Source organism: Janthinobacterium sp. FW305-129, assembly GCF_020858115.1.
Classification (GTDB): Bacteria; Pseudomonadota; Gammaproteobacteria; order Burkholderiales; family Burkholderiaceae_D; genus Janthinobacterium.
Genome location: NZ_JACYMM010000006.1, coordinates 220580 through 233192 on the forward strand (window position 1 = coordinate 220580; position 12613 = coordinate 233192).

Genomic DNA, 12613 nt, shown 5'->3' on the forward strand with positions numbered 1-12613 from the left:
GGTCCGGTTCCTCTCGCTACGGCATTACTTCATGCACGCCGGCGTGATCTTTTTCTCTTCGGCGTACTTGCCGGACGATTCCTCGACCAGCTTGCGCACCAGGGCCTTGTCGCCGACGATCCATTTCGGCGTGATGGCGGTCCACTTCTTGCCATCCCACTGCTGCACTTTCACGGCACCCGAGCCTTCATGGTCGTCGCAGCTGGTTTTCACGGTGGGGAACATGCCCAGCGCGCCCACGGCCTTTTGGCGCGCATCGTCGACGTTCAGGTTTTCCAGGCCCCAGCGCATCTGCTCGCCCGTGATCGGTTTTCCCTTGCCGAATTTTTCCTGCGCCGTGCGAATCGCTTCGACCCACAGGATGCCGGCCGTCACGCCGCGCATGTGGTACACGGAGCCGATGCGCGACTGGTCGGACAGGTTGCCCTTGCCGGAGGCGTAGAGTTTTTTGCGGATGTCGTCGAGAACGGGGTAGTTGCCCGGCGTATTAAAACTCATCGCCGTGTAGCCCTTGGCCGCGTCGCCCGATGGAATCGTGTCTTCTTCGGAACCGGCCCACCACACGCCCAGCATCTTGTCGCGCGGGAAGCCGTTGCGCTGCGCCGTCTTGATGGCGACGGAGTTCATCACGCCCCAGCCCCACAGGATCACGTGGTCCGGCTTGGCCTGTCGGATTTGCAGCCATTGCGATTGCTGTTCGCTGCCAGGCGGCGCGACGGGAATCTTGATCAGCTCAAAGCCGTACTGTTTCGACAGCGCTTCAAGCACAGGCAGCGGCTCCTTGCCAAAGGCCGAATCGTGGTACAGGTGCACGATCTTTTTGCCTTTCAGCTTGTCCATGCCGCCATCCTTGTCACCCAGGTATTTGATCATGGCGGCGGCCTGGCTCCAGTAGCTGGAGATCAGCGGATACACGTACGGGAAGACCTTGCCGTTGGCGGCGTCCGAGCGGCCGTAGCCGATCATCGTCATGGGGATCTTGTCCTGCGCCACGCGGTCCAGGATGCCGTAGGCGACACCCGTTGACAGGGTTTCGACCAACGTGGCGCCGCCCTGCTTGGTTTTCAGGCGTTCATAGCATTCGACGCCGCGCGAGGGGTTGTATTCGGTTTCGCACTCTTCCCAGCTGATCTTGACGCCATTCACGCCGCCGGCCTGGTTGACCAGGTTGAAGTAGTCGATGATGCCGCCGTAGAAACCGGAGCCGCCGGCCGCGTACGGTCCCACGCGGTAGGACGGCAGGGCGATGTACTGTTCCTTGTCCTGCGCCTGGGCGCTGGCGGCCATGGTGAGTGCGGCACTGGCGATGGCGGCGGCCAGCATGAGCGATTTGATGTGTTTCATTGTGTGTCTCCTCTTGTTTTATTTGGTATTCAAGTGAACCGACATCGACTGCAAAAACTTAATGGGGGAAGGGCCAGAGTCTCAACTTTTCCTTGGCGATTTGCCACAGCCTGGCCAGGCCATGCGGTTCGACGATCAGGAAGAAGATGATCAGCGCGCCGAACACCATCAGTTCCAGGTTCGAGGCCACGCTGGTGGGTAGCGACAGGCCGTGCGCGATGGTATTGAGGAAGATGGGCAGCAGCACGATGAAGGCCGCGCCGAGGAAGGAACCTAAAATCGAACCGACGCCGCCGATGATGATCATGAACAGGATGCGGAAGGACAGGTCCAGGTTATAGGCTTCCGGTTCCACCGTGCCCAGGTAGGCATACGCGTACAGCGCGCCGGCCACGCCGCAGTAAAACGAGCTGACGGCAAAGGCCAGCAGCTTGGTGCGCATCAGTCTGAAACCGATCACTTCGGCCGCCATGTCCATGTCGCGCACGGCCATCCACGAACGGCCCACGTTCGAGCGGATCATGTTCTTGGCCAGCAGCGCCATGCCCGCGACGATGGCCAGCACCAGCAGGTATTTGCTTTGCGGCGTGTCGAACTGGTAGCCGAGGATGGTCATCTTTTGCACCGTGATCACGCCCGAGGAACTGTAGTTGGTCAGGTAGGGGATCTTGGTCAGGCACCAGACGACGAAGAACTGCGTCGCCAGCGTGGAGGCGGCCAGGTAAAAGCCGCGGATGCGCAGCGAGGGCAGGCCGAAGGCGATACCCACCATGGCCGCGCACAGGCCACCGAGGATGAACGACACCAGCAGCGGCAGCCCGGGCAGCCGCGCCATGAAGTTATACGAGGCGAAGGCGCCGACTGCCATGAAGGCGGCCGTGCCCAGCGACAGCTGGCCCGCATAGCCCGTCAGGATGTTCAGACCCAGCGCGGCCAGGGCGAAGATCAGGAAGGGAATCATGATCGCTGACAGGAGATAGGGCGAGGCGAAATACGGCAGGAGGAAGACGGCGGCGAGGAGCGTGGCCGTCAGCGCCAGGCGGTCTTGCCGGATCGGGAAGATCTGGTTGTCGGCCTGGTAGCTGGTCTTGAATTGTCCTGCTTCACGGTAAATCATGGGATGGTCCTTTGCTGGCTGTTTTGGCTGTTGTCGGGTTACGCGCCATGCGCTAACCCGACCTACGATGCTGTTACGGTGGCGTTATATTCGCCGGATGATCTTTTCGCCGAACAGGCCTTCTGGACGCACCAGCAGGAACAGCAGGGCCAGCACATACGGGAACCAGCCTTCGATGCCGCCGCCGACCATGGGGCCGATGTAGACTTCGGCCAGCTTTTCCGAGGCACCGATGATCAGGCCGCCGACGATGGCGCCCGGCACCGAGGTAAAGCCGCCGAGGATCAGCACCGGCAAGGCTTTGAGGGCGACGAAGGTGAGGGCGAACTGCACGCCGTTGCGGGCGCCCCACAGCAAGCCTGCCACCAGAGCCACCAGGCCCGCCACGCCCCAGACCACGGCCCAGATGCGCTGCAAAGGGATACCCACGGCAAGCGCCGCCTGGTGGTCGTCCGCGACCGCGCGCAGGGCGCGGCCCACCTTGGTTTTCGAGAACAGCAATGCCAGGCAAATGACCAGCAGCGCGCAGACGCCGGCGGCCACCATGTCGAATTGCGAAATGTTGATGTCGAAGTGGTCCATCAGGAACTGCATCGGCACGTCTTCGATCGGCAGATCCAGCTTGTGCACCTGCGAGCCCCACATCAGCTGCGCCAGGCCCTCGATGAAGAAGGTCAGGCCGATGGTGGCCATGAAGAGGGTGATTTCCGGCTGGTTGACGAGCGGGCGCAAGACCACCCTTTCAATCGCCATGCCCAGGGCTATCATGGTCACCATCGTCAGCGGGATGGCCAGCCACAGCGACAGGCCGAACTTGTCCATGATGCCGACGCAGGTGAGGGCGGCGAAGAACACCATCGCGCCCTGCGCGAAGTTGAAGACGCCAGAAGCCTTGTAGATCAGGACAAAACCGATCGCCACCAGCGCGTACATGACGCCCGACAGCAGGCCGCCGATCAGCACTTCAAAGAAAAAATTGATATTCATACGGATCCCGGGAATTAATGGCTCGTGCCAAGGTAGGCGTTGATGACATCCTGGTTGCTGCGCACCTCGTCGGGCGTGCCATCGCCGATCTTCTTGCCGTAGTCGAGCACCACCACGCGGTCGCAGATATCCATCACCACGCCCATGTCGTGCTCGATCAGCACGATGGTCGTGCCCAGCTGGTCGTTGACGTCGAGGATGAAGCGGCACATGTCCTGTTTTTCTTCCACGTTCATGCCGGCCATCGGTTCGTCCAGCAGCAGAATCTCCGGTTCGGCCACGAGGGCGCGGCCCAGTTCCACGCGCTTTTGCAGGCCGTAGGGCAGGCGCCCGACGGGCGTCTTGCGGATGGCCTGGATTTCCAGAAAGTCGATGATTTCCTCGGCCTTCTTGCGGTGCTCGATTTCCTCGCGCCGTGCCGGACCCCAGTACAGGGCTTGCAAGAGAAAATTCGACTTCATTTTGAGGTTGCGTCCCGTCATGATGTTGTCGAGTACCGTCATGCCCTTGAACAGGGCGATGTTCTGGAAGGTGCGTGCAATGCCGGACTTGGCGGCCTGGTAGCAGTCCATGCCGCGCCGGTGCTCGCCCCGGTAGATGATCTCTCCCTGCTGCGGGCGGTACACGCCATTGATCACGTTGAGCATCGAGCTCTTGCCGGCGCCGTTCGGGCCGATGATGGCGCGGATTTCATGCTGTTTCACGTCGAACGAGATGTCGGTCAGCGCTTTCACGCCGCCGAACGACAGCGAGATGTTCTTCAGGTCGAGGATGACGGGACCCGTCTTGCGGGCCGTGCCGAAATGGGCGTCGGGTTCGTTCATTTGCATCGTGCTGTGCTCCATCATGCGGCCAGGCCCTGGGGCCGGTACGTTTTGCTGTCCCAGATCTGCAGGTCGGCGCTGGTCGAGCCAAGGCGGCCATCCTCGAATTTCACCTGGGTCTCGATGTATTGCGTTGTCTTACCCTCATACAGGGCGGAAATGAGCACCGCATATTTTTCGGCGATGAATTTGCGGCGTACCTTGCGCGTGCGCGTCAGTTCGTCGTCGTCCGGGTCGAGTTCCTTGTGCAGCACCAGGAAGCGGTGTACCTGCGTGCGGTCCATCAAGGGGTCGGCCGCCAGTTCCGCGTTGACCTGCTCGATGCAGTCGCGGATCAAGCCGTAGGTCTCGGCGCGCGCCGCCAGGTCCGTGTAGCCGGAATAGGCGATGCCGCGCCGCTCCGACCAGTTGCCCACCGCTTCGATGTCGATGTTGATGAAGGCGCAGACCTGGTCGCGCGCATTGCCGAAGGCCACCACTTCCTTGATGAAGGGGAAGAACTTGAGCTTGTTTTCGATGTAGTTGGGGGCGAACATGGCGCCGCAATTCAGCTTGCCGACGTCGGCCGCGCGGTCGATGATTTTCAGATGGCCTTCGCTGTCGAACACGCCCGCGTCGCCCGTATGAAAGTAGCCGTGATCGTCGATCACTTCGGCCGTGGCGTCAGGGCGCTTGAAGTAGCCGCTCATGGTGGCGGGCGACTTGACCAGCACTTCGCCATTGGCCGCCAGCTTGACTTCCACGCCCGGTGCCGGCAAGCCGACGCTGTCGAACTTGATATTGCCATCCGGTTGCAGGCATACGTAGGCGCAGGTTTCGGTGGAACCGTACAGCTGCTTGAGGTTGACGCCGATCGAACGGTAGAAGCGGAACAGGTCGGGGCCGATGGCGGCGCCGGCCGTGTAGGCGACGCGCACGCGCGACAGCCCCAGCACGTTTTTCAGGGGACCGTAGACGAGGATTTCGCCCAGCTTGTAGCTGAGGCGGTCCGCCAGCGAGACGGGCTTGCCATCCAAAATCTGCGCGCCGCAGCGCTTGGCGACGTCCATGAAATGGCTGAACATGCGGCGCTTGATGCTGCTGGCGTCTTCCATGCGTATCATCACGCTGGTAAGCATGTTCTCGAACACGCGCGGCGGCGCAAAGTAGCAGGTGGGGCCGATTTCGCGCATGTCGATCATCACCGTATCGCCCGACTCGGGGCAGTTGACGGTGAAACCGGCCACCATGGCCTGCGCCAGCGAGAACAGGCAGTCGCCCACCCACGCCATGGGCAGGTAGGACAGGATGTCTTCTTCGTCGGTGAGCTGGTCGAAGGTGACGCCCCCTTCGCCTGCCGCCAGCAGTGCCGTGTGGCTCTGGCACACGCCCTTCGGTTTGCCCGTGGTGCCCGAGGTGTACAGGATCACGGCCGAGTCGTGGCCGGCACCCGCTGCCACGGCCGCCTCGAAGAAGCCCGGATGCTCGCGGTCGTAGGTCCGGCCCAGTGCCTGCAGGGCGGCAAAGGACGTCAGCTCCGGCTGGCGGTAATGGCGCATGCCCCGTTCATCATCATAGGCGATGTGGGCGACGTGCGGATACAGGGCCTTGAGTTCGAGCAGCTTGTCGACCTGCTCCTGGTCTTCGACGACGGCGTAGCGGATTTCCGCATCCTGCAGCACATAGGCCATGTCGGCGGCCGGCGCATCCTGGTACAGTGGCACGGGTACGCCGCCCAGGCTTTGCGCGGCCAGCATGGCCCAGTACAGGCGGGGACGGTTGTCGCCGATGATGGCCAGGTTCATGCCGCGCCGGAAGCCGATGGCGGCCAGGCCGCAGGCCAGCGCGCGTACCTCGTCATTGACCTGGGACCAGGTCCAGGTTTGCCAGATGCCCAGGTGCTTTTCGCGAAAGGCGGGCTTGTCGGATCGTACTGTCCCGTGTTGCAATAAGCGCCGCGGAAAAGTCGGCATTGTTGCTGTGGTAGTCGTTTGCACCAGTGTCTCCCTGTTGCTTGTCTCAGGCCCCACCTCGTTGGATGGCGCTCTGTGTTTTTATGTGTAAGGCGTTTGTGCAATGATAGTAGCTTGCGTTAGTTTGCCGAGTTGTCTTTTCGGGGACATTTACCCACTTTTCGATGGTGCATCGCACAATGATCAACCCTGATATCAGCCTCAAGGATGCCGTGCGCGCGGCCAACTGGGCGCAGCTGCTCGACCCCGTTCAACTGGCCAGGGTCGAGGCGGACGTGTTCGAGACTTTCGTGCCGAAAGGCGGTTTTGTCTGCCGCAAGGGCGAACCGGTGGACAACTGGATCGGCGTCATCAGCGGCATGGTCAAGATGAATAATTTTTCCGCCTCCGGCAAGGCCATGACCTTCATCGGCGTGCCGCCCGGCAGCTGGTTCGGCGAAGGTTCATTGCTGAAGAATGAAATCCGCAAATACGACACCATGGCCCTGCGCGACACGCGCGTGGCGCGCCTGCCCGGCGCCACCTTCCACTGGCTGCTGGAAACGAGTTTGCCATTCACGCGCTTTCTGCTGATGCAGCTGAACGAACGCCTGGGCCAGTTCATCGGCATGGTGGAAAACGAACGCTTGCTGGACCTGAACACGCGCGTGGCGCGCTGCCTGGCGTCGATGTTCAACTCGCACTTGTATCCGGGCGTGGAGACGCTGGTGCAGCTGTCGCAGGAGGAAATCGGCCTGCTGTCGGGTTCCTCGCGCCAGCGCGCCAACCAGGCTTTGCAGGTGCTGGAAAAAAAAGGTTTATTGCGCCTCGATTACGGCGGCATCCGCGTGCTGGACCTGGAAGGCTTGCGCCGCTACGAGGCCGATGATGCCATCTGAATCCACTCGCGCCGCGGCGCTACGCGTCCGCCTCGATGGCGGCTTTGTCGAGCATGCGCGTTTCACGGGGCCGCCGGTCGATTTCAGCGACTGGACACCCGAGGAGCTGGGCGCCATCTGGGGTGCGCTGCACCGCGCGGCGGGCTTTGGCCATGACGATCCCGCGCGGCGCGAACTGGCGATGGCGCTATTGGCACAAGCGAGCAGCGTGAAGCTGGCACCGGCGCTGGCAGGTGACATGTTCCTCGACGCGCTGGATGCGGCCCGCGTGCACGACTGGGACTACGCAATCGGCTGCCTGGATTGTCTGCGCGGCGCGCCACCGGAAGGCAGCGCGCAGCTGGCGCTGCGCATCCTGGATGAACCGAAGCACTGGGGCGAACAGCATTTTGCCGCCTGGCTGCTGGCGCAGCTGGCCGGCGGCGACGCCCCGGCCCAGTTCGGGCAGATGATGGAGGAGCGCCATGCGCGCTACCCGATGCCATTGACCTTGCAGGAACTCACCGTACTGCCGCAACTGGCGCGAGCATCCCTGCTGGCGCTGGCCGGCTCGCGCTACAGCGGCCATTGGAGCCGCGACAGTATCGGCGAGGCGGATCCTGCCGAAGTGCTGGCCGATGATGCGGCGTATGTCGCGTTTGCGCGCACGATACTGGAACAGGCGGCGCGCCATATCGCCGCCATCCATGACGGCAGCGTGCCGTATGCGGCCGATGCCGCCTTTGCCACGGCAGACTCGCCCGTGCTGGCGCGTGCCGCGCGGGTGGCGTCCTATCGCGATGATGCCTGGTTCAGGCCCGTGATCGCCGTCTTGCTGCCTTTGGCATGCGTGGCGCCCGGCGCGGCCAAGAGCGCGCCGTCGCAGTCGCTGGCGATGGCGCTGGGCCATGCGGTGGAAACCATCCCCACGCCCGAAAGCCTGCTGGCCCTGCGCGAGGCGCTGGCCCAGGTACGCCATGCGGGCATCCGCAAGAAACTGGAACGCAATCTGAAACCGGCCGAACGGGCGCTGGCCGAACGGCCCGATATCGCCTGGAGGATCGGCATGCCGGGCCCCATGGGCAAGCGGCGCCAGGCCATGCTGGCGCGACGCCTGGAAGCGGGCTACGCCAGCGAGGTGTGGTTTGGCCTGGACCAATGGCGTGGCCTGCGCGAGGATGCCGATATCGACGCGGTGGCGCGTGCGCTGGTCTGGCGCACGGGCGATGGGCTGGCCTTTATGCTCGACGGGAAAGGCGCCATCGATGCGCAGGGGCAGCCGGTGGATTTGCCTGCGCAAGGCGAGATCGGCCTGTGGCACCCCTTGCATGGCAGCGGGGAGGAGCGCGCCGCCTGGCAAGCGCTGGTCGCGCAGCGGCGCCTGCGCCAGCCGCTGCGCCAGGTTTATCGCGAAATATATGCACCGCCCGGCGACGGCAGTGCCGCATTTGCCGGCTACCAGCTGTCGCTGCGCACCTTGCTGGGACTGGCGCGCCGCGAAGGCTGGCGCCTGGACTACGATGAAGGCTTGTCGCGCCAGTTCGGCGCCTGGCGCGTATTGCTGCGCCTTGAGGGGCACGTGTATCCGGGGGCGGGCGGCGCCTGCACGTCAAACGGGCTGGCGCCCGCGCAGATGATGCCGATGGCGCCGGTGGCGTATTCGGAAGCGTGCCGCGCGGTGGACCTGCTGGTCAGCGCCAGCGCGCTGGCGCTGGTGGAGGAGGAGCAAAGCGTGGAGCGCGAACAGCGCCTGTTTTACCTGGCCAATCTGGCACCGGGGCCGATGGCGGGCATGCGGCGCGCCGTGCTGGAACAGGTATTCGCGGACCAGATCGAGGACGGCCGCATGGCGCTCGATGCGCGCCACCTGACGGTGGGCGGGCATGCGATCCACTTGAGCACCGGCAGGATCACGAAAGATGGTGCCGGGGTGCTGATCGAGGTGGTAGCGCAGGGGAACAAGCTGGGCGCCGTGCCGTGGTTGCCCTACGATGAGGCGCTGCTGGAAAAAATCGCCGCCGCCGTCGGGGCGCTGCTGGCGCTGCACCGAGTGCAGTCCGGCCGCTAATCGCGGTATCATAGACGCTTCCCGGCACCGCTCCATTTTCGCTCCCATGCAGACACCAGACCAATCCACTCCCGCTTCCCGTTTATCGCAGCTGCGCGACGCCATGCGCGCGCAGCACATCGATGCCCTGATCGTGCCCTCGGCCGACCCGCATTTGTCCGAATACCTGCCGGCCCGCTGGCAGGGCCGCGAGTGGCTGTCGGGCTTTACGGGGTCGGTCGGCACCCTGGTCGTGACGCAGGATTTTGCCGGCGTGTGGACCGATGGCCGCTACTGGGAGCAGGCAGAAACGGAGCTGGCCGGCAGCGGCATCGTCCTGAAGAAAATCCCGTCCGGCGCCAGCGTGCTGTATATCGACTGGCTGGGCGAGACCATGCAGCCGGGGCAGACGGTGGCCGTCGATGGCGCCGTGCTGGGCCTGGCCAATGCGCGCCTGCTGCAGCAGGCGCTGGGCGCGCAAGTGACCCTGCGCACCGATACCGATGTGCTGCAAGCCGTCTGGCCGGATCGTCCGGCCATGCCGGCCGCACCCGTGTACGAGCATGCGGCCGCGTATCCGGCCCTGTCGCGCAGTGAGAAACTGGCGGCCCTGCGCGCCGGCATGGCGGCGCACGGCGCCAGCCACCACGTCATTTCCACCCTCGACGATATCGCGTATTTGTTCAATCTGCGCGGCGCCGACGTCAATTACAACCCCGTCTTCCTCGCGCATGCGCTGGTGGGCCCCGAGCGCGCCACCCTGTTCGTCGCCGACGGCAAGCTGCCCGCCGCCCTGCGCGCCACGCTGGAGAGCGAAGGTGTGGACGTGGCCGCGTATGACCGTGCCGGCACCGCGCTGGCCGCCTTGCCGGCCGGCGCCAGCCTGCTGCTGGACCCGCGCCGCGTCACGTTCGGCACGCGCCAGGCCGTGGCCGGCGGCGTGCGCGTGGTCGAATCGATCAATCCGACCACCCTGGCCAAGTCGCGCAAGACGGACAGCGAAGCGGCGCACGTGCGCGCCGCCATGGAGCAGGATGGCGCCGCCCTGTGCGAATTTTTCAGCTGGTTGGACGCCACCCTGGCCGACCCGCAGCGCGCGCCGTTGACGGAAATCGGCGTCGACGAGCACCTGACGGCCGCGCGTGCCCGCCGCGCCGGTTTTGTCAGCCCCAGTTTCGGCACCATCGCCGGCTTCAATGCGCATGGCGCCATCATGCATTACCACGCCCATGCGGATTCGGCCGCCACCATCGACGGCGACGGCCTGCTGCTGATCGATTCGGGCGGCCAGTACCTCGGTGGCACCACGGACATCACGCGCGTGGTCCCCGTCGGCACGATCACGGCAGAACACCGGCGCGATTTCACCCTGGTCTTGCGCAGCATGATCGCCCTGTCGCGCGCGCAATTCCCGCGCGGCGTGAAGTCGCCCATGCTGGACTCGATTGCCCGCGCGCCGCTGTGGGCCGAAGGCATCGACTTTGGCCACGGCACGGGCCATGGCGTGGGTTTCTTCCTGAACGTCCATGAAGGGCCGCAATCGATTTCGCAGTCCGCCATGCCGGAGCCGCAGACGGCCATGGAGATAGGCATGATCACCTCCATCGAACCGGGCATCTACCGGCCCGGCGAGTGGGGCATCCGCATCGAGAACCTGGTGCTGAATGTACCAGCGGGGACGACGCAGTTCGGCGAATTCCTGCGCTTCGAAACCTTGACCCTGTGCCCGATCGACACGCGCTGCGTGGAACGTTCGCTGTTGCGCGACGACGAAGCGGCCTGGCTCAATGACTACCACGCCACCGTGCGCGCGCGCCTGGCGCCGCACCTGGCCGCGCCGGCCGATGCGCCTGCGCTGGCGTGGCTGGAACAGCGCACGGGAGCCATCTGATGCGCTCGACCCGCGCCACCTCCGCCATCGAGCGGCTCAAGGAACGCACCGGCAACCGTCTGTACACGATGGCGCGCACGGGCGATGAACTGTTCTTCCTTACGGAAGGCCCGGGCTTGCCGCCCTTGTGCCCGCCGCTGGAACTGGACGCCTTTGTCGCCTTCGTGAATGGCCTGGGGCCGCAAAAGGCGCGCCGCGTCAGCAAGCTCGACGTGGCGTTTGAAAAGCAGCTGACGAAAAAGCCCCAGGATTAAATGCCGACCATCGACTTCCTGCGCGCCTACTGGTCGCCGGCCGAGCTGGCGACGAATGGCGTGATCCTGCTGAACCTGCTGGGCGCATTGCTGCTGGGCTTGCTGGTGGGTTATGAACGCTCGTATCACGGGCGCGCGGCCGGCATGCGCACCTACAGCCTGGTTTGTATGGCCTCGGCCGCGTTGACCGTGCTGGGCGGCTATCCCGAATTCTGGTACGGCGGCCATGGTGCCATCGTCGGCAGTGATCCCACGCGCGTCATCCAGGGCATCGTCACGGGCGTGGGCTTCCTGGGCGCTGGCGTCATCATGCGCGAGGGCTTCAATATCAGCGGCCTGACGACGGCCGCCTCGATCTGGGCCTCGTCCGTGATCGGCATCATGGTGGGCATCGGCTTTTATCTGTCCGCCATGGGTCTGGCCTTCCTGTGCGCGATGGCGATGATTTTCCTGTCAAAATTGGAGAACTGGCTGCCGTCGCGCCATGCGGTGGCCATCACCATGCGCTTCAAGCAAGGGTTCATTCCGCGCGAAGATGCACTGCGGCGCATGGCGGCCAAGCGCGGCTACGACATCGCCGGCGGCTCGCTGACCATCGGCAGCAGCGACGGCATGCAGGAATGGCGCTTTGTCGCCATCGCACATGGCAAGAACACGGGTGCCAGTCTGTCGGCCATGTCGGCCGAACTGGCCGCCTTCGATGGCATCGCCGGCTTCCAGCTGTCGCATGCACGCAACTGAAAAGGATGGACATGGACGCCCAGGCTCAAAAAGTACTCGATTTCTGGTTCCTGCCGCCGGACCACCCCGGCCACGGCCAGGCGCGCATGGAATGGTTCCGCAAGGATGACGGTTTCGATGCGCTGATACGCGCGCGTTTCGGCGCGCTGATCGATGCCGCCATAGCCGGTGCCTTGGGTGAATGGGATGCGACGCCGCACGGCGCGCTGGCGCGCCTCATCGTGCTCGATCAGTTCACGCGCAATGTGTACCGCGGCACGCCGCGCGCCTTTGCCGGCGACGCCTGGGCGCTGGCGCTGGCCGTCGCCATGACGCAGCAGGGACTCGACCAGCAGCTGCCGCCGATGCTGCGCGCCTTCGTGTATTTGCCGTTCGAACATGCGGAAGACCTGGCCATGCAGGCGCGCGCCGTCGAGCTGTTCCAGCGGCTGTCGCAGGCGCAGCCCGGTTTTGAGAGCATGCTCGACTATGCCGGGCGCCACCAGGAAGTGATCGCCCGCTTCGGCCGCTTCCCGCACCGCAACGCCATCCTCGGCCGCGCTTCCACTCCGGAAGAAGTGGAATTCCTGCGCCAGCCGGGATCGAGTTTTTAGAACATC

The 12613-nt window shown here is 64.4% G+C and carries 11 protein-coding genes; 6 read left to right on the top strand and 5 right to left on the bottom strand.

Annotated features, from left to right (window positions below; genetic code table 11):
- Nucleotides 1–24: 24 nt before the first annotated feature.
- The 5 genes from IGS61_RS14140 to IGS61_RS14160 form a co-directional block, all read right to left on the bottom strand.
- Nucleotides 25–1344, bottom strand: a complete 1320-nt coding sequence (locus IGS61_RS14140) for an ABC transporter substrate-binding protein (RefSeq protein ID WP_230540153.1) — start codon at nucleotides 1342–1344, stop codon at nucleotides 25–27.
- A 58-nt stretch (nucleotides 1345–1402) separates the two neighbouring features.
- Nucleotides 1403–2461 carry a branched-chain amino acid ABC transporter permease gene (locus IGS61_RS14145; protein WP_230540154.1) on the bottom strand — a complete coding sequence of 353 codons (1059 nt, stop codon included), beginning with the start codon at nucleotides 2459–2461 and terminating at the stop codon, nucleotides 1403–1405.
- Between the two features lie 84 nt (nucleotides 2462–2545).
- On the bottom strand, nucleotides 2546–3442 hold the full coding sequence (locus tag IGS61_RS14150) for a branched-chain amino acid ABC transporter permease (RefSeq protein ID WP_230540315.1): 897 nt from the start codon (nucleotides 3440–3442) through the stop codon (nucleotides 2546–2548).
- A 20-nt stretch (nucleotides 3443–3462) separates the two neighbouring features.
- Nucleotides 3463–4278, bottom strand: coding sequence for an ABC transporter ATP-binding protein (locus IGS61_RS14155; RefSeq protein ID WP_230540155.1), 816 nt, complete (start codon nucleotides 4276–4278; stop codon nucleotides 3463–3465).
- 14 nt (nucleotides 4279–4292) lie between these two features.
- Nucleotides 4293–6224 carry an AMP-binding protein gene (locus IGS61_RS14160; RefSeq protein ID WP_230540316.1) on the bottom strand — a complete coding sequence of 644 codons (1932 nt, stop codon included), beginning with the start codon at nucleotides 6222–6224 and terminating at the stop codon, nucleotides 4293–4295.
- Between the two features lie 179 nt (nucleotides 6225–6403).
- On the opposite strand from IGS61_RS14160, the gene IGS61_RS14165 reads away from it, so the two are divergent.
- The 6 genes from IGS61_RS14165 to IGS61_RS14190 are packed head-to-tail and all read left to right on the top strand — an operon-like array spanning nucleotide 6404 to nucleotide 12607.
- The gene (locus tag IGS61_RS14165; protein ID WP_077398453.1) at nucleotides 6404–7102 is read left to right on the top strand and encodes a Crp/Fnr family transcriptional regulator; all 699 of its coding nucleotides are present in this window, start codon (nucleotides 6404–6406) and stop codon (nucleotides 7100–7102) included.
- The gene (locus IGS61_RS14170; protein ID WP_230540156.1) at nucleotides 7089–9149 is read left to right on the top strand and encodes a DUF4132 domain-containing protein; all 2061 of its coding nucleotides are present in this window, start codon (nucleotides 7089–7091) and stop codon (nucleotides 9147–9149) included. The genes IGS61_RS14165 and IGS61_RS14170 overlap by 14 nt, the downstream gene beginning before the upstream one ends.
- 46 nt (nucleotides 9150–9195) lie before the next feature.
- Entirely contained in the window at nucleotides 9196–11019 is a 1824-nt protein-coding gene (locus tag IGS61_RS14175; RefSeq protein ID WP_230540157.1) for an aminopeptidase P family protein, read from the top strand.
- Nucleotides 11019–11273, top strand: coding sequence for a hypothetical protein (locus IGS61_RS14180; protein WP_046681889.1), 255 nt, complete (start codon nucleotides 11019–11021; stop codon nucleotides 11271–11273). The genes IGS61_RS14175 and IGS61_RS14180 overlap by 1 nt, the downstream gene beginning before the upstream one ends.
- Nucleotides 11274–12014 (top strand): MgtC/SapB family protein, encoded by a 741-nt coding sequence (locus tag IGS61_RS14185; protein WP_230540158.1) that lies wholly within the window; start codon nucleotides 11274–11276, stop codon nucleotides 12012–12014.
- A gap of 5 nt (nucleotides 12015–12019) precedes the next feature.
- Complete coding sequence (locus IGS61_RS14190) at nucleotides 12020–12607, top strand: DUF924 family protein (RefSeq protein WP_230540159.1); 588 nt, start codon at nucleotides 12020–12022, stop codon at nucleotides 12605–12607.
- Nucleotides 12608–12613 lie beyond the last annotated feature (6 nt).